General features: G+C 43.7%; 18 protein-coding genes. 9 read left to right on the forward strand and 9 right to left on the reverse strand.

Annotated features, from left to right (window positions below; all coding sequences use genetic code 11):
• Positions 1–383: 383 nt before the first annotated feature.
• A complete protein-coding gene (locus QUB10_RS01950) occupies positions 384–1,412 on the reverse strand; it encodes an isochorismatase (protein ID WP_333199011.1) in 1,029 nt (342 codons plus the stop codon).
• A gap of 77 nt (positions 1,413–1,489) precedes the next feature.
• On the opposite strand from QUB10_RS01950, the gene QUB10_RS01955 reads away from it, so the two are divergent.
• Both QUB10_RS01955 and QUB10_RS01960 read left to right on the forward strand, forming a co-directional pair.
• Positions 1,490–2,221 (forward strand): TVP38/TMEM64 family protein, encoded by a 732-nt coding sequence (locus QUB10_RS01955; protein WP_333199014.1) that lies wholly within the window; start codon positions 1,490–1,492, stop codon positions 2,219–2,221.
• A 16-nt stretch (positions 2,222–2,237) separates the two neighbouring features.
• Positions 2,238–3,773 (forward strand): mercuric reductase, encoded by a 1,536-nt coding sequence (locus QUB10_RS01960; protein WP_333199016.1) that lies wholly within the window; start codon positions 2,238–2,240, stop codon positions 3,771–3,773.
• Positions 3,774–4,025: 252 nt separating this feature from the next.
• Here the strand turns inward: QUB10_RS01960 and QUB10_RS01965 are convergent, their stop codons facing one another.
• From QUB10_RS01965 to QUB10_RS01975, 3 genes are all read right to left on the reverse strand, one after another.
• Positions 4,026–4,610, reverse strand: coding sequence for a Uma2 family endonuclease (locus QUB10_RS01965; protein ID WP_333199018.1), 585 nt, complete (start codon positions 4,608–4,610; stop codon positions 4,026–4,028).
• A 70-nt stretch (positions 4,611–4,680) separates the two neighbouring features.
• Positions 4,681–5,529, reverse strand: a complete 849-nt coding sequence (locus QUB10_RS01970; RefSeq protein ID WP_333199020.1) for a phosphatase domain-containing protein — start codon at positions 5,527–5,529, stop codon at positions 4,681–4,683.
• Between the two features lie 188 nt (positions 5,530–5,717).
• Positions 5,718–6,803, reverse strand: a complete 1,086-nt coding sequence (locus tag QUB10_RS01975; protein WP_333199023.1) for a T4 RnlA family RNA ligase — start codon at positions 6,801–6,803, stop codon at positions 5,718–5,720.
• Positions 6,804–6,994: 191 nt separating this feature from the next.
• On the opposite strand from QUB10_RS01975, the gene QUB10_RS01980 reads away from it, so the two are divergent.
• From QUB10_RS01980 to glgA, 6 genes are all read left to right on the forward strand, one after another.
• Entirely contained in the window at positions 6,995–7,555 is a 561-nt protein-coding gene (locus QUB10_RS01980) for a hypothetical protein (RefSeq protein ID WP_333199026.1), read from the forward strand.
• A gap of 144 nt (positions 7,556–7,699) precedes the next feature.
• Entirely contained in the window at positions 7,700–8,704 is a 1,005-nt protein-coding gene (locus QUB10_RS01985; protein ID WP_333199029.1) for a hypothetical protein, read from the forward strand.
• A 699-nt stretch (positions 8,705–9,403) separates the two neighbouring features.
• Complete coding sequence (gene hemC / locus QUB10_RS01990; RefSeq protein ID WP_333199032.1) at positions 9,404–10,375, forward strand: hydroxymethylbilane synthase; 972 nt, start codon at positions 9,404–9,406, stop codon at positions 10,373–10,375.
• 356 nt (positions 10,376–10,731) lie between these two features.
• On the forward strand, positions 10,732–11,556 hold the full coding sequence (locus QUB10_RS01995) for a S1C family serine protease (RefSeq protein ID WP_333199034.1): 825 nt from the start codon (positions 10,732–10,734) through the stop codon (positions 11,554–11,556).
• A 204-nt stretch (positions 11,557–11,760) separates the two neighbouring features.
• The gene (locus QUB10_RS02000; protein ID WP_333199036.1) at positions 11,761–11,970 is read left to right on the forward strand and encodes a hypothetical protein; all 210 of its coding nucleotides are present in this window, start codon (positions 11,761–11,763) and stop codon (positions 11,968–11,970) included.
• A 41-nt stretch (positions 11,971–12,011) separates the two neighbouring features.
• Entirely contained in the window at positions 12,012–13,439 is a 1,428-nt protein-coding gene (gene glgA / locus QUB10_RS02005; protein ID WP_333199037.1) for a glycogen synthase GlgA, read from the forward strand.
• Between the two features lie 380 nt (positions 13,440–13,819).
• Here glgA and QUB10_RS02010 read toward each other — a convergent pair whose 3' ends face one another.
• The 3 genes from QUB10_RS02010 to QUB10_RS02020 form a co-directional block, all read right to left on the reverse strand.
• Positions 13,820–14,248 (reverse strand): DUF1824 family protein, encoded by a 429-nt coding sequence (locus QUB10_RS02010; RefSeq protein WP_333199039.1) that lies wholly within the window; start codon positions 14,246–14,248, stop codon positions 13,820–13,822.
• Between the two features lie 219 nt (positions 14,249–14,467).
• A complete protein-coding gene (rnc, locus tag QUB10_RS02015; protein ID WP_333199041.1) occupies positions 14,468–15,181 on the reverse strand; it encodes a ribonuclease III in 714 nt (237 codons plus the stop codon).
• 325 nt (positions 15,182–15,506) lie between these two features.
• The gene (locus QUB10_RS02020; protein WP_333199042.1) at positions 15,507–16,298 is read right to left on the reverse strand and encodes an NYN domain-containing protein; all 792 of its coding nucleotides are present in this window, start codon (positions 16,296–16,298) and stop codon (positions 15,507–15,509) included.
• Positions 16,299–16,959: 661 nt separating this feature from the next.
• Here QUB10_RS02020 and QUB10_RS02025 point away from each other — a divergent pair.
• The gene (locus tag QUB10_RS02025; RefSeq protein ID WP_096831166.1) at positions 16,960–17,103 is read left to right on the forward strand and encodes a chlorophyll a/b-binding protein; all 144 of its coding nucleotides are present in this window, start codon (positions 16,960–16,962) and stop codon (positions 17,101–17,103) included.
• Positions 17,104–17,301: 198 nt separating this feature from the next.
• Here the strand turns inward: QUB10_RS02025 and QUB10_RS02030 are convergent, their stop codons facing one another.
• Together QUB10_RS02030 and QUB10_RS02035 are read right to left on the reverse strand one after the other, a co-directional pair.
• On the reverse strand, positions 17,302–17,514 hold the full coding sequence (locus tag QUB10_RS02030) for a hypothetical protein (protein WP_333199044.1): 213 nt from the start codon (positions 17,512–17,514) through the stop codon (positions 17,302–17,304).
• A gap of 106 nt (positions 17,515–17,620) precedes the next feature.
• Entirely contained in the window at positions 17,621–17,839 is a 219-nt protein-coding gene (locus tag QUB10_RS02035) for a hypothetical protein (protein WP_333155331.1), read from the reverse strand.
• Between the last annotated feature and the right edge of the window lie 189 nt (positions 17,840–18,028).

Here is an 18,028-nt window from a genome sequence, read left to right on the forward strand (position 1 = left end):
AGTGGATTAATATCTCGAAGTAAAAACATATAAAACCTCTTTAAATATACTTAATATTCTTATTATATCATATTAGTTATTTATGTAATTAATTTTGTTTAACTACTTAACTGTGCTCAGAAGAGTCATGGCGATGACCACCGAGAGTTTTGAAATTGCTGGCACACTCGCCTCCCGAAAAAGAACAACACTATAAAATTCGCTTTCAGCCATCAGGAAACTCCTTAACTACGCTTCTATCGTAAGTGATTTACCGGATATGATCTCATAAGTAATCAGTTAAATGCGATCGCAGCCGAGTGCCAAGCGAACAAAAATTACCGCCTCTGGTTAATTATGTATACTTTTTTTGCACTGAAAACCCCAAGATAAAACACTCGTATTTAATCGCCCAGAATTAACTCAGTAGATTGAACAATATTCATTCCCGCCGCCGCAAATTTGTGATAAGCTGCATCTGCTTGTTCCGTAAAATCAACAACACCCGGAACCACCACAGGTGAAGTGCAATCTTCCAGCAAATAAACCTTCTTTGCCAAATTCGGATCTCGCGCCAAAATTTCCGTCAGCAAATCATCAATTGTCCAAGCAACGCAGTGACTTTTGGCTTGTCCGGCAATAATTACTGCATCAAAATCAAGTAATTTATCAATAAACTTAGCATTCTTTTCCGCAATCGGATTGCCGTCGAATCCATCTAAAACTTCCGGTCGCAAAACCGAATAATTTTCTGTCAGTGGATTCCCGCCTTTGATCTCAAAAAGTGCTTGGCTGTTGCGGGCTATAGTATGAAAAAATACAGCTTCTTCCACCGCAGAAACCAGCGCGTGTCCGATGCCACCTAACATTGAGTGATAGGGCCAAATTGTCAGGGGATATTTCCCATCGGCGCTGAGTTTTTTGACGTAGTGGAAAGCCTGTTTTTCCAATGCTGAAAAATTAGCCCCGCTGATGCTATCGGCGATGGCGGGATTGACTTTCCAAATGCCTTTTTGGACATCTTCGAGTGTAATAGAAGTTGCGGCTGGTAGGGGGTGTTCGCCAGCTTCGTTTATCCAAAAGATTGGATGAAAAATTTGCATGGCGGTGTGGGTATCCATTGTCGGCGCAATGGTTGTAATTGCGTTTAAATTGCGATAAATAAATTCGCACAGCCGCAGGTTATCATCAACGGCACCACTACCGGAACGCCCGCCCACAAATAATTCAAATTCGGGCAAACAAAAGGTATTTTGGGCATCGATTATCAGCAAACAAATGCGGTTTGTGTCGCTGGATGCTGGCTGAATGCTGTGCTGTGTAGCCCAATCTTTCGCTTGGGCGGCGCGTTCTTGGTAGGGGACTCGCCAGACTTCGCCTACTTTTTTGGGGTCGAAATGTTCGGGGATTGGCAGTGTAGCTTTTGGTGTCATGACGATCGCTTTTAGGGTAGTTTACAGTAATAATTTAAGTTTGCAGTATAATGCTGATAAATATTTGCGGGTGAATCATGGCAAAAGAACGAATCCAAGATTATGCTAGGGTAAAATTTAAACGCATAGTGTTGTTTTTTTCGATCGCACTTTTGCTCGCTCTCTTAATTGTAGCAACTAGATCCGCCTACGTTCAAGATGTTTTGAGAACTCTGTTAATGCGGATCGAGGATTTAGGGTGGTGGGGGCCAGTGGCTTTTGTAGCTACTTATAACTTGGCTACTGTGCTGTTTGTACCGGGTTCGCTACTGACGCTGGGAGGGGGGGCGATTTTTGGTTTGTGGTGGGGTTCAGTTTACGTATTTGCGGCTTCGACTTTAGGTGCTGTATTTGCTTTTGCGATCGGGCGCTATTTGTGTCGCGATCGCGTGGTAAAATATATGGAATCTCACCCCAAGTTTAAAGCTCTCGATCGCGCAGTTTCCCAACAAGGATTAAAAATAGTTTTTTTGACTCGTCTTTGTCCTTTATTTCCTTTCAATTTATTGAATTACGCTCTGGGAATTACTCAAGTTTCTTTGAAAGATTACGTGCTAGGTTCCTTGGGCATGATACCGGGTACAATTATGTATGTTTACTCGGGTTCTTTGGTGGGAGAGGTGGCTGCGATAGGCACGGCAACTGTGTATGAAAGTCCTCAAGATTCCGCAGTAAAATGGTTGATTAATATTATCAGCTTTCTTGCTACTGTCGCTGTTACTGTCTTTATCACTCGCATAGCCAGCAAAGCTTTGGAAGAAAGTATTTAATTAGGAGAATTTGCCAATGTCGCAGTCAAAAGTCGATCGCGTAACTGTCCCCCCGATGGACGAACACAACCAGAAATTAGTCTCCTATTTGCATCCGCCAGATTGGGAAAATCCGCAGCCTGCTAGCAGTTATAATTTAGTAGTAATTGGCGCGGGTCCCGCTGGATTAATTGTTGCTGCAGGCGCCGCAGGTTTGGGCGCGAAAGTTGCTTTGATTGAAAAACATTTGATGGGCGGCGACTGTTTGAATGTCGGTTGTGTGCCGTCAAAAGCTTTAATTCGATCGTCCCGCACTGTAGGCGATATCTGGGAAGCAAATAAATTTGGTGTTAATGTTTCGGACAGTGTAGAAGTGGATTTTGCCGCTGTGATGGAACGGCTGCGCCGGATTAGGGCGGGAATCAGCGATGTTGATTCTGTTCAACGATATCAGGAGAAATTAGGAGTCGATGTTTTTCTGGGTTCGGGTCGTTTTACTAGCAATAATACCATAGAAGTTGCAGGTCAAACTCTCCGATTTAAAAAAGCAGTAATTGCCACAGGTGCAAGGGCGCGACAACCACAAATTCCCGGCTTACAAGAAGCTGGATATCTGACAAATGAAACTGTGTTTAACCTGACAGAAAGACCTCAGCGTTTGGCAGTAATTGGCGCAGGGCCGATCGGCTGCGAATTGGCTCAAGCCTTTCGGCGGCTGGGTTCCGAAGTCGTATTGCTGCACAAAAATGCTCAGATTTTAGATAAGGAAGATGCGGAGGCTGCTACCATTGTGCAGCAGGCTTTTGTACGCGAAGAAACTCAACTAATACTAGAATCCACAATAGAGCGCGTTGAGAAAACAAATGCAGGCAAAGTAATTTATTATAAATCTCAAGGTAAGGAAGCATCGGTAACAGTAGATGAAATTATTGTGAGTACAGGGCGATCGCCCAATGTGGAAGGATTGAATCTGGAGGCGATCGGCGTTGAATACGATACACAAAAAGGCGTATTTGTCAACGACAATTTGCAAACTACTAATCCCCGCATTTATGCCGCCGGCGATATTTGCATGAAACATAAATTTACTCACGCTGCTGATTTTGCCGCGAGGATAGTGATTCAAAACACTCTATTTTTCGGGCGCAAAAAGCTCAGCGCTTTGACGATACCTTGGTGTACTTACACAAACCCGGAAATTGCGCGCGTCGGATTGGGCGAATACGAAGCTAAGGAAAAAGGCATTGATATCGATACGTTTTTAATTCCTTTCGATAAAGTCGATCGGGCAATTATTGACGGCGAAGAGGAAGGATTTGTGAAAATTCACGTCAAAAAAGGCAGCGATAAAATATTAGGTGCAACTATTGTAGCCCGACACGCTGGGGATATGATCGGCGAGATTACTTTGGCAATGGTTAACAATATTGGTTTGGGAAAGATTGCTAGCACAATTCACCCGTATCCCACACAAGCTGATGCAATTCGGAAAGCGGGAGATGCTTACAATCGCACTCGTTTGACTCCGTTTGTGAAAAATTTGTTTAATAAATGGCTGGCTTGGACGCGATAGTTTGAACTGTATTGAATCAACACCAGGTACAATTGAACCGTAGGGGCGGGTTCACCAACCATCTATGGAAAAAATTAATAATCTCCTAAACCCGCCCCCACCCGATCGCAAATACAAATTTACCATTAATTTATTGAATCAAATGTTGATGTAAAATTGGGCGTTGGCGGGCGGGTTTATCAGATTGTTTGATTTGTGTTAAAGATTTCGGTGAACCCGCCCCTACAGAGATTGCGGTTTCAATCTTCCCATTTACGTTTCTGTTTCTGTTTCAAATCCCACACCTTCATACAGAAGTGCGATCGGCAAATCAAACTCAATGCTTGATAAAGTGATAATCTCCCCAGCAGTGTAAGAATAGTACAGCCACATTCTGCCCTCTCCCCGACAGTAACGCTCAACAAAAATCTTTTGTGAATCAATCAAGATATACTCTTGCAAAGTCGGAATTTTTAGGTAACAAGTGAATTTTTCATCCCGATCTTTAGCACTTGTACTGGGAGAAAGAACTTCCACAATGATTTTAGGATTCTGAATGAATTTGCGGGAATCCAGGTCTTGAGGGTCGCAACTGACTATCACATCAGGGTAGTAGTAACGGCTTTGAAAACTGACTTGCAATTTCACATCTGACACGTTCATCCGACAGCCTCTGGAACGCAGATGCGGGTACAAGTTCCTGTAAAAGTTAAGTGCAAGATCGTTATGGGGAATTGTACTGCCCGTCATGGCAAAAACTTCGCCGTTGACATATTCGTGGCGAATCTCTTGTTGAGCTTCCCATTCTAGGTATTCCTCAACCGTCATTTTTTGGGGTGCTTGGGGAATGGCTATCATAACAAAATTTTTTGTAATGTTACTTTGATTATAGCATTAGGCATGGGACAATTGTCAAACAAACCCAGCCTTAAAAATCCCCTTCATCTACTTGGAATACCGTCAATCCCAAGCCTCTCCACATATCAACAACTTGCTGGCGATCGTCCAAAACAAACTTTATGTTATACTTTCCATCAATATGCTGCCGATAGAATTCCTCTTTAATAATCGCATCCTTCCTCATATCTCCCGTTTTCCGCATATAAAGAGCAGCATAATTGACATCGTACTGCTGCAACCATTTCTCAGTTTGAGGCTGACAATCATCCGTTCTCCCCGACACTACGATAATATTAGCGCTGGTTTGCCACTTGCGAACGGTATCTAAAACCGGCGGATTGGGCAAATCGCGATCGCACGTAGAAGCATCAAAAGGATTTCTGCCATTGAGAAGCGCTAATGTGCCGTCCATATCAACAATAATTGCATCCGGCAAATCCGGGTTATATTCCGGCGGCACAACGGGAACCCGCACGTACTTATTGTACATCTTCATAATCACATCTTTGCCCACCGAATTAAGTCTTTTCAAATCCCGTTTAATACATTCCTCCACCGGAACTTGTAGGAAAGAATCATTAACTTCGACAACAGCTTTACCTTTAACCAACTCCTTGATATGCTCGATGTGAGGCCCAAAATTAGTATCATCAACAATGACGTGCTTGCCACTTTCCAAAGCCATCAAAATAATCGTATCTCTCAACTGCACAATAAACTTTTCATTCGCAGGCGACCAATGAGAAGCGTGAGCCATTTCTCTGAGCAAATCTTTATTGCTACGCACCCACTTTGCAGGTTCCGACAGCAGCAATTCCCTAGCAAATTGAGATTTTCCCGAAGCAGGTAAACCAACAAGTACAATAACTCTCTTCATGGTAATTGGTAATTTGTAATTGGTAATTTGTAATTGGGCATTGGGAATTGTTTAAATACTTACCTCTTCATTCCATCCGTTACATCCGTTACATAATCCGTTGCCGAACTTCCCTCTTCCTTAAACATCTGCCTCACGCTCCATCATTAATCCGTGTATCCGTGTCAAAATCCGTGTAGTGCCTTCTTCTACAAACCTAAATGGATGTAATCTAAACCCAGCAACTCTTCTATTTTATGAATAGTAACATCACGGAGAGCTTCTTTCACTCCCGCAACTCTTCGGGCCCGCAAAGAAAACAAAATCCCGGAATACGGCAAATGTTTCACAGCTAATGCAAAATCTTTCTGAACTTCGATATGTTCGTGCTGTCGGTAAGCTTCCTCGATTTCTTCAACCAAAGATTGATATTTGTCCTTAACTTGTTGATACAACTCACTCCACTCAGGAAAATAAGCTAAAAACTCTTCTCCTTCATTAGTTAAAACAATCTCGATCATCCTGCGGGTCGAAAACCCTTCGCGCAGATGGGAAATCGCGACATATTGCGGAGACTTTACTTTAACTCTGTTGAAGTTAGCATCGCAGATAATATACCCTTCCGAATTCATCGGATCTAAATGTTGAGCCGCTTCGATAACTTCTTTCCAGCTAGTTAAAGGATAGGATGCTACCAATTCCCAGCCGTATTTATTAGCCCAAATACTCGGATCTGTTTCTAGCAGCGTTTGAGTGTTGCGAACCCCGTGCAGCACGATTTGATTGTTTTGTTGCTGGACAACTATTCTATTGTAAGGCGTCATCAACTCAAAGATAAAACACTGGTCGGTTTCTTGTGGCAATTGATATCCCAATTCTTGCCAAACTTTCCAAAAAAGTTCGGCAAAGCTGAATCCAAAACCGTTAACTTCGCCGGCGGCGTCGGGAGTGCCGCTAGATTGCACTCTCCATTCTCCCTTGTAAAAATACAGTACAGTCAAAGAACCATCTAGTTTTTGGTAAACTTTGGCATTTGTCCAATCAATTGCAGCGGCGTGAATTTCTCCGTAATTAAAAAATTTGTCGTAGGGATAAGAAACTATCTGCCAATCTTGAGATGAATCTAAAATAATGCCTCGGCACTGCTGGACTATTTTTTCGCCCAGGGGAGATTCTATCTGCGAGTATTTCAGACAGACTAAATCGGGATATTGGCGGTGGCGGGTAACTTTGATATGATAAGTTTCGGACAAGGTTTCCAATCCGTGCTGGCGTAAATAATCTTGCAGTTCCACGTTCTCTTCCTAAATTTGTCGCCTTTTCTATTTTATCGGTAACTGCATATTTTAGTGAATTTGTAAGAAAAAATTAAACTTGCTTTTTTTCGGAATCCCTATTGTGAAGTTTGTATTTTGGAGTATGGTTGTAAATAGGTGAATGCGCTTAACCAAAAAACAGGACTATTTCGACAGTAAGGAAAAAAATAATGAACAATAAATTATTACTTTTGGCGACTTCTACGTGTGTATTGACTGCTTTAGTACCTGTATCGCGAGTTTTTGGTGCGTGCGAATTGTCGCAGCTACCGCGGGAAACCCAATCTGTTGCTGTAGCGGGTACTGTTGTTCCGGTAAGTCAAATTTTGCAAAAGTTAAAAGGCAAAACACAAGTACCAATTTTCCTCCCCACCCGGCTTCCTATTTCGCAGAAGATTTACTATCAAAGCGAAGGGAAAACGGACAGCTATACTATTTCAATGGAGTATACAGCAGATTGCCGAGGTGCGGGAGCTTGCACTTTTGGGGAAATTCGAGGTCAGAAAGGCGGTGAGTTTTCTACCAAAGTAGAAGGGGTAACTAAGACTTTAAAAAATGTTCAACTGGCTGACCGAGTGAAAGGAGTTTTTCACAATGGTTGCGGGGCTTACTGCACAGCAACTATCGAGTGGAAAAGTCGGGGTTTTATGTATACCGTAGCCCTTAAGAACGGACGAGAATCTGATTTAATTTTAATAGCAAATTCAGCTATTCTAGCTCGGAAGCGTTAAGTTTTGTAGTGGGGACGCACAACTTTTATCTGTAGGGTGCTCCGTGCGTACCTGACCGTTATTGTATGATATATCTTAACTCGCACTCGCCTCTTACAAGATGCTATGGTTTTTTTGCGCTGACCTACTTAGGGGGAAATCAGGATGAGGAGAAGATGGCTATTTGCGGCGATTTTTGCTTGTGTGGTGACTGCTTTTACTATCGCACCTTTGACACCAAACTCAGCGTTAGCAAGGACTGAACTCCCCATAACAGAAATCCGCTGGTTTAATTTTTCCCCTGAAGATAGCTGGCAACCGATACAATTTATTGTACCCGATCGCAATACTGCAAAATCTGCCGGCAGCCGCAAGTTGCGGTTGTACGATGTTCATATTGCCAAGATGTTTGAGATTTCTCATTTTCTGTGCGATCGCGATCGTGCTTCTGAGGGTTACAATTGGTCTTATCAAGCGGAAAATGGCAATATTGAGATGGGACGCTTCAAAATTAGCTGCAATCTCGCCCGTTCCATAGCCACAACTTACGGGTTAGGGAAACCAGAAAGTACAGTGATTCGCCGCAGCTTTAACCTGACAAACGGTCGCCCTTCTTTTGCGCTAGAAAAATACTCGATTCCCACTTTTAACATTGCTAAAAATAGAGTTGTGCAGTGGAGGAATTTTGTGCAAAAGTTTCCCCAAATCCCCGATAACTCAGGTGCAAACCAAGCTAACAGTCGTTTTCCTGCTAGTAACATCTTTAGACAAATCAAAGGCAAAACGCGAGTGCCTGTTTTTCTTCCGAGTAGACTTCCTTTATCTGACATTCAGCAACTTGATTTTGATGTGCAAGCCGGTGCCAACGGTTACATTGTGGGAATGTATTTAGGCAAAGGATGCCGCGCGGGAGCTTGTTATTTCGGCACAATCGAAGCTAAAAGAAATGAACCGTTTTCGCCTCCTTCGCAATTGCCGCAGGATACTTACAGAAGCGTTGAATTGGCAGGCGGATTCAGGGGGATTTATTTCAATAATTGCGGTGCTTACTGCACTGCTTTTGTTGAGTGGCAAAGGCTGGGGGTGCTGTACCGAGTCACAAGGAAAAACGCACGGCAGCAAGAAGTTGTCCAGATAGCAAATTCTGCAATTCAAGCAGGGCAACGTTAAATTTTGCTGGAAATGGAAAAGGTACGCGCGAGCGAAGCTATCTTCCTGCAGGGGTTCCCGAAGAGTAGGGAATCGCCCTTTGGTCAACGAAGCTGGTAAAAATAAATACGATCGCCCTTTTCCCCTCGCCACTACATTTCTCTCCCCAAATCCCGCAATCTTTAAGCTAATTCTTTCTCGCTGCAGCTAAGCTAACTCCTCATGTCAACCAGGTTCATCCGGCTCTACCCTAGGTAAATATTACATCTTGCACCATTCTCAAGAACAGGCAAGATGCCTGTTCCACAAAGAGTAGATTTTCTTGTGGAACGGGCCGGAGAGCCCGTTCCTAAAAGGCTTATTGACAATGGTGCAACATCTCAGTAAATCGTACATCGTCGGCAGCCTTTGCTTCAGAATGTCGATCGCCCCCATGCCAGCGACTCCCAATGCTGGATGAGAAACATCATCAAGACTCACTGCTACTGGCGGTCATACCATTTTAGATTTTAGATTTTAGATTTTAGATTGGCAATGGCTTATTATGTAAAGGTTTGGAGCTTGCCTACCGTTACATCCTTTTTTCAAACAGGCGGTCAAAATCTGGTATTTCTATTTTATCGCCCGAATTGTCCCAACCAGCAATTAAAGTCCCCACCTGCGGTACGCTAGATCAGGTGAATATATTGGCTGATTTCAAGCTATCCTCCGATCGATCTTATGTCCCCAACCACATCTGCCCCTTCCCGAACCGTTCGCATCGGTTCCCGCAAAAGCCAACTCGCTCTCGTGCAAACCCACTGGGTGCAAGAACAGCTACAGAAACACTTCCCGCAACACACTTTTGAAGTCCACACCATGTCCACCCAAGGGGACATAATTCTTGATGTCGCCCTCGCTAAAATTGGCGATAAAGGACTTTTCACCAAAGAATTAGAAACGGGAATGATTAACAATGAAACGGACTTTGCCGTTCATTCCCTCAAAGATTTGCCTACCAATTTGCCCGAAGGTTTAATTTTAGGATGCGTCACCGAACGGGAAAATCCCGCTGACGCCCTGGTAGTTCACTCCAAGCACAAAGACAAGCAACTCGACACCCTGCCTGAAGGTTCAGTAATCGGCACTTCTTCCCTGCGGCGGCTAGCTCAACTGCGACACCATTTCCCTCATTTTGAATTTAAAGATATTCGCGGCAATCTCAATACTAGACTCGCTAAATTAGATGAGGGCGGTTACGACGCGATTATTTTAGCAGTTGCCGGCCTCGAAAGATTGGGAATGGGCGATCGCATCCACCAAATTATCCCTGCTGAAATCTCCCTTCACGCCGTAGGACAAGGTGCTTTGGGCATCGAATGCCGCGCCGGAGACACAGAAATCATGGCAGTGATTAAAGCTCTCGAACACTCGGAAACCGCCCAAAGATGTTATGCCGAACGCGCATTTCTGCGGGAATTAGAAGGCGGCTGTCAAGTGCCGATCGGCGTCAATACCAAAATAGAAAACGGTCAATTAACCTTAACCGGAATGGTATCGAGTCTCGACGGCCAGCGATTCGTCAAAGATAGTGTTTCCGGCGCCGCTGAGACTGCTGAAATGATCGGAATTGACCTCGCTCACCGCTTGCGCCAACAGGGTGCTAGTGAAATTTTGGAGGAAATATTTGTCGAAGTTCAACGTGGTTCCTAAAGGCGATCGGCATCTCTTTGTCAATGCTTTTAGACGCGATATATCGCCTTTTGTAAAATAAAAATAACAGGCGGTTTGCTTTGGCAAAACAGGTAGAGTAGCAGTCTGATTGTAGATTTATGATGGGATTTAAGGTAGGACTTGCGCGATAGATTTCAAAAATATCAGACTAATTTAGGACGCTCCGCACGGGTGTTAAGCAACCCGGTTTCTGATGTAAGTCTCGCTGTATAGCCCAAGATTTATGGTAAAAACCGGTTTTTTTTCGTAAGTCCTATAATTCTTAACATACCCATCCAAAATCTACAACCACACATCCAAAATTAATCAGCAATTTATTTCAGGAAAGCCAAAATATGAGCGCTAGAGAAATTCAATTAAAGCTGGAAGTGAAAAAGGTTCAGCAACTTTATAGCAAAATGCAGGCAGACCAACAAGCTTTGCAGAAGCAATTGAAAGAGTTCAAAACTCAAGCCGGAAGTTTTTCGGATGTAGTCGAGCAAATCTTGCCTTCCGTAGTTTCAATTTACGTCATGGATTGGGATACAGAAGAAGAGATTTCTTCTGGAAGCGGGTTCTTTGTATCGCCGGACATAATTGTCACGAACTATCACGTGGTAGAAGATATTGCCGATGAAGATTACTTGTATGAAGAAGATGAAATTGAACAGGTTTTAGTCGAAACTCACGACGGAAAATTGAGATTGGCAGAGGTGGTGTTTACTGGTAATGCTGAAGAAGATTTAGCATTACTCTTAATTAGCGATTTTACCTTCGACCCGAACACAGGGGAACAAGTCGAGTCTCCCCAAGAATATCCTCCCCTAGAGTTATCTTTGGATGTGAAAGTGGGAGATAGAGTAATTGCTGTGGGCAATCCTTTGGGGCAGTTTGCTTCAACTGTAACTCAAGGTATTGTGAGTGCAATTCGCGAACCCGAGGAATATGAAGAAGGCGACGATGAAGAAGATGTTGCTGAGGTGAAGGTGTTGCAAACTGATGCGGCGATTAATCCCGGAAATTCTGGCGGCCCGTTGATTAATATGGCTGGTCAAGTGGTTGGTGTGAATACCTGGGGATTGGAAGATGCCGACAGTATTAATTTGGCGATCGCCTCTGAAGCTTTGGATGATTTTCTAGCCGGATTTGAGGAGACTTTTGAGGACAATTCTCAGAATTAGTCGGGAGTTGTCGGTAGATTTTATCCCACATTTAACCACCAATGTAGGGGCGGGTTCGCCTAGATATTTGACACCACAGACAAATGATAAAAACCCGCCCCCACCCCACCCAGAAATTAAAAATTAATTGTATTTAACGGTGGGGGAAATGGTCGATCGGGGTTATTGGTTGGGTGGGGGCGGGTTTATCAAGATTATCGGTGGGTGGCAAATATTTTGGTGAACCCGCCCCTACAGATTTTATTCAATATTTATCATAAAATCGATCGCTCTTTTTTTCACCGCACAGCGCCGCCGATAAACACGGATGGAAAAAGCGCGATCGCATTCTTGAGTAAAGTGCGATCGCTACAGCAACTCAGATTTATACTTGTTTTTGGCAGGCGCGTTAATATTGTGCCGCTCGCCATTTAAACTTAATCTAGACTAACAATCTCAAGGAACACAAAAAAATAATGCGTATTTTATTTGTATCCGCCGAAGCATCACCCCTCGCCAAAGTGGGCGGTATGGGCGATGTCGTCGGCGCTTTGCCGAAATTTCTGCGGCGCATGGGCCACGATGTCCGCATCTTCATGCCCTACTACGGTTTCGTCCCCGACAAAATGGACGTTCCCAAAAAACCTGTTTGGGATGGGTCTGCCATGTTCCAAAGCTTCTCGGTGTTTGAAACTGTTTTGCCGGGAACCGATGTACCTTTATACTTATTACAACATCCATCTTTCTTACCGCGCCGCGTTTACGGCGGTGTAGATGAAGATTGGAGGTTCACTTTCTTTGCCAATGCTGCGGCTGAATTTGCCTGGAATCATTGGAAGCCCCAAATTATCCACTGTCACGACTGGCATACGGGGATGATACCTGTTTGGATGAGCCAAGACCCCGATATCAGCACGGTTTTTACTATTCACAATTTAGCTTATCAAGGGCCGTGGCGCTGGCGTTTGGAGCAGATGACTTGGTGTCCTTGGTATATGCAAGGTCACAATACAATGGCTGCCGCAGTACAGTTTGCCGATCGAGTAAATACAGTTTCACCGACTTACGCCGAGCAAATCAAAACCCCAGCTTATGGGGAAACTTTGGAAGGTTTGCTGTCTTACCTCGGCGGTAAAGTATCGGGCATTTTGAATGGAATTGATACAGAATCTTACAACCCAGCAACTGACAAGTACCTCCATCAACAATTTAGTGCTGATACTATTGAAAAGCGCCCTGCTAATAAAATTGCGCTGCAAGAAGAAGTCGGCTTGGAAGTAAATAAAAATGCCTTTTTGATCGGCATGGTGACAAGGCTGGTAGAACAGAAGGGATTGGATTTGATAATTCAAATGCTCGATCTGTTCATGGCCTATACGGACGCTCAATTTATTGTACTCGGAACGGGCGATCGCTACTACGAAACCCAACTCTGGCAAATGACAGCCCGCTATCCCGGTAGGATGTCCACCCAACTACTTTACAACGAGGCCCTTTCCCGGCGCGTTTACGCAGGCTGCGACAGCTTCCTGATGCCCAGCCGTTTCGAGCCCTGCGGCATTAGCCAAATGCTCGCCCTCCGCTACGGGTGCGTGCCAATGGTTCGTCGCACCGGCGGTTTAGTCGATACCGTTTCCCACAACAACCCGATCGACAATACAGGTACCGGTTACTGTTTCGATCGCTACGAACCCCTCGACTTGTTCACCTGCATGATCAGAACTTGGGAAGGTTTCCGCTACAAAGATAAGTGGAGAGAACTGCAACAGCGCGGCATGAGAGAAGATTTTAGCTGGGATATTTCGGCCCGGAAATACATCAACTTGTACAGCGATATTTTGGGACTGCCGCCCGAAGAAACCACATCGGCACCAGAGGCAGAATTGATCGTTGGTAAGGGTTAATTTTAGTAAGGTGCGTCAGTCGGTGTTTGATTCAACTTACATCTTGCACCATTCTCAAAAACGGGCTCTCCGGCCCGTTCCACAAAAGATAAATTTTCTTGTGGAACAGGCCGAAAAGCCTGTTCCTAAAAGGCTAATTGAGAATGGTGCAACATATGAGATTCAACTGAATTGAAGGGCGGGCTGACGCACCCTACAGCTTAGTAAGGTGCATCAGTCAATCGATTTTAGATTTTAAATTTTAGATTTTAGATTGAAGCATTGACCCCACGGATAAATTCGGGGGCTTGTATCCTGGATGCTTTCAGTCAGTTTTTGATTCAATTTAGTCGATCGACTGACTACTGACTACTGACTACTGACTACTGACTACTGACAAATTAATCAACAAATAAATCGAGAGGTAAATGACCGTAAGTGCCACTAACTCCATCTTCTGAGGAAGATTGACAAGAAATCAAAACGCCCCGGTAAGTTCCGGGATAGCCGTCAACATAATACGACCCCTTCAAAGTATTGAACTTAATATAAACCGAGTCAGCAAAGGTCGAGACAGCATTGGGATCTAAAACAGCTTGATATCCCAAAGCTTTTAAATAAGCTTCTAAAGCTAAAAACCCCTCATCCGTCGAAGAAGCGCACACTCCCAACATTTGATAATCCGACAAACTTGCTACCAGCAAAATCGCTTGACGGAGTGCCTGTTTTTCCAGCGGCGATGCTACAGATTGCATATCCAGACAAGTAAAATCTTTGAGGATTTGCTGTGCTTCTTCAACAGTTAGGGTAGTCTGGTTTTGAGTAGACATGAATTGCTCTGATATTTCCCAAAATTACGATCGACACTCGGCGACTCGTCAACGAATTTCTGCCCTTGCAACCCTCGATCGACGGCGGTAACACTTGCACAAGTCCTGATTATAGCCCATTGTGTGCTCTGGCAATCAATTCGGGCGATCGTCTTCGAGGGCTTGGCCAACGCCGGAATCGCACAAAAAAGCTAGTAGTTTTTACCAATGTTTTCAAGTTTAGATCAGTCCGCGTTTTTTCAGCTTTGCTAGCGCATCTTCGGCCGCATTTTTCTCAGCATCTTTTTTGCTTTTGCCTTTACCTTCTCCATAGAGTTTCTCTGCAACATAAACTTTAGCGATAAATTCCGGCTTGTGGGGTGTGCCTCCTGCTTGGACTGTCACGTATTTGGGGGGAGTCGTGTCACCATTGGCCTGTACCCATTCTTGAAAGCGATTTTTCGAGTCTACAGTCGATCGAGTTTCCACAACATTTTCGGGAACAGAATCAAACATTCGTTGCACAAAGCTGCGAACTTTATCCATGTCTTGCGTGTCGAGATAGTAAGCGCCAATAAATGCTTCAAAAGTGCTGCTGAGCAAATTTGGATTAGTAATCCCACCTTCTCGATAAGCTCCTTTTCCGAGCCGCATTTTTAAGTCTAAACCTATTTCAGTAGCAAATCTGGCTAATTGTTTTTCATCTACTAATGCAGAACGCCGGCGAGTCAGTTGGTCTTCTCCCATTTCTGGATGACGCTGATAGAGATATTCGCCGCTGAGAAAAGTCAGCAAAGCATCGCCGAGAAATTCTAAGCGTTCGTTGTCTTCTTCGCGGAATGTGGGGTTTTCGTTGACGTAGGAACGGTGGGTGAGCGCTTGGCGCAGCAGTTTTTCATTGTTGAATTCGGGAAGGGTAATTTGGAGTTCTTGTGTTGGATTAGTTAATGGCATGAGATTTTTTTAAGGGTTATTGTTTTTGGAGTTTGGTGTTATTATGTGGACATGAAATAGCCGCAGATAGCGGTTGGTTTGGAGAATCTAGTTTATCAAATAAACTGGATTTTTGCTATCTGCGGTGAGGTAAATTTTAACAGATATTTGGCGGTTCTATCTACTATTAGTCGGTTACTCCGTCAGTCCGCCAGGGGTTAAAACCCCTGGCTCATAGCTAAAGTCCTCTTAAGAGGACTGAAGATTGTGTTTTTTAACTGTCAGTCGGTTTTAACCGACTTTAGCTATTAGACAGGGAATTCATTCCCTGGCGGACTGTGCCACTTTATGCAGATAATTTATCTGCTTCTATTACAAACAATTGCTGATCCTGCAATCGGATTTTTCCATCTTTCACGGCAGCCTTAACCAACTCGCTAAAGCGTGAAAATGTTTTTCCCTGATGTTGGCAGACAAAAGTTACTCCCTGATACTTGGGAAAAAGCTGCAACATTAGGTTGTTAATAAAACCTAATCCTGTACCCTTCCCTTTGCTTAATGCTGTTTTTATAGCTTCCATCAAATACTCAACTGCCTCACTGTAAGTGAGTTGACACTGAATATTTTGTATCTGCTGCTGAGTCTTGGACGCTACCAAGCTAGGCAATTCATCCAGAAAGTGGAAGTCACTACCCACAAGTTCTTTCAGCCTTTGTTTGATCTGACCTTGCTCAGCAAAGACTATAACTTTTTTGTCCAATTTTTGCAGGTTGCGAACCAATTTTATAAAGTCCCCATCTCCTGATAAAAGGATAACTGTATCGGGAGACTGATTGCTGTCAATATCCTCAAGACAGTCAGCTATCAATTGATTATCTGCACTATTTTTTAGAGGACAGGGAACATCGATACATTTAAAACCAACGTTTTGTAGCTTGTCTTTTGCAGAGACTTGATCGGGACAGAGTGAATTGTAGTAGACTTTTGCGTCAATTAAGCTCCCCTGAAATTTGGCAAATTCTAGCAATAGACTACCTAGATGTTTAATAGAGTTTGCATTCTGAAGATCGACGTAAATAGAAACTAAAGCCTGAGACTGCTTGGTCTGTTTGCCAATGATTGAATGATGGTTCGTCATTTTTCTGTGTCCTAAAACTATGTTTGCAGGACAGCATCAATAAATTAAGCATCTAACCAAAGAAGTATTGTTTTTGAGTTTGCTCAAGAGGGACATTTCCCATTTAACAAAACTCTTGACTTACATACTATTAATTTAGTGTGTACTTGCTTGGTTAGCGTCTCAGCGATAGGATATGCAGATTTCGGACAGGCGTCCTAAAAACCCGTTGATATAGAAATTCAAACAAATGTCGTGCCAACTGACCTATTTATTCCAGTTGAAACGACATTAACTTGAATGTCTATATCAACGGGGCTTTAGGACGCTTACCCGAAATCTGCACATCCTACCGCTGAGACGACTTAACCAACACTCTTTGCTTTTGAATGCGGGTGTCTATCTGAGCTGTATCATTGGAACATAACAGTTTAAGTATCGGATGTCAAGGGCTAGTGGTACATTTACCTGATTTTTTTCAGACAGTCCTGGACGCATCACAACCAAAGAAACCGGGTTTTTTACGAGAAAACGCGTTACAGCCCGCAGATTGGGTAAAAAACCCGGTTTCTGGGCCCCCATGCCTAAGTCGTAAAAACCCAATGTAAAAATATGTTGCAAACTTTATACTGCTGTGTTAAGTTTAGTTACATAAGGTTGAAATTAAACGAGGTTTATGGTCATGGAAAACAAAGACGCAAAAGTTGGCTTCACTGAGTTTGCTGAAACCTGGAACGGCCGTTTGGCTATGTTGGGCTTCGTTATCGGCTTAGCTACCGAATACATCACCGGTCAAGGCATTCTCTCTCAAATCGGTTTGATGTAATCAGCTTAACTGCATACAATAGCTGAAATTCAGTCGGGCGATCGACCCCATCACAAGTGCACTCATCCCCCCCGCTAATAAGTCCCCTTCACTTCACACGGAAGGGGATGAGTGCATTTTTTATCCAAAAATCCCACAGAGAGTACAAACAAAAATCTTTTCAGTCTCAATATTTATCGCGAGACTAACTCCAGGAAACTAAGCAATTTCTACAGAATCAAAAATCCTCAATTTAGGAGTCAAAGTCGCAACCTTCACCAAACCATCGCGTTTGTGATTCCGCACGCTGTTAAGTAAAATCATCTCCGATAGATCGGGCATTTCCTGCCAGCAGTGCGAGCAGAACCAATAAACGCGATTGTGGCGAGCGTGGCGGAGCAATTTAGAGGAGCAACAAGGGCAACTATTCATGATATTTTAAGCCTTTTTTGAAGATATGGAGCGATAACCCAATCATTAGAGAGATTCACGAAGGCCTGCACATCTCAATTCCAGGCACAAAAATAAAAAATCTCTTTCACTCACAGCTTTGAGCGCCGCGCAAGTAGCACTTTTGGAGGCCCAACAGTAACACCACAATCAAAAGCTGAACGCTCCAAGGAGCCCAAGAGAAACCCCAAATAAAACAACCCAGCCCGGCCCAAGCCACAAGCACAAAAATATCTTGAGAGGTTTGCCAGTAAACCCAGACTGCTGCCAGAGAAACTATTAGTAGCAAAATGTAAGCTGAGGGCATAATCGTCTTCTCCCAATGTGTCTGTCAACAGTCAGGAGCGATCCCTGACGTTCTGCTTAAACATAAAACTAAAACCTGAAGAACTTATGAAGACGAGTGAGTTGTCACAAAAAGTAAAATACTCCTGCCAGCTTATATTAGCCCGATAAATCCACAGGAATATTCAGTTCATGGCTGAGGTCGAATCCG

Source organism: Microcoleus sp. B5-D4, assembly GCF_036705145.1.
In the GTDB taxonomy this organism is placed as follows: domain Bacteria; phylum Cyanobacteriota; class Cyanobacteriia; order Cyanobacteriales; family Microcoleaceae; genus Microcoleus.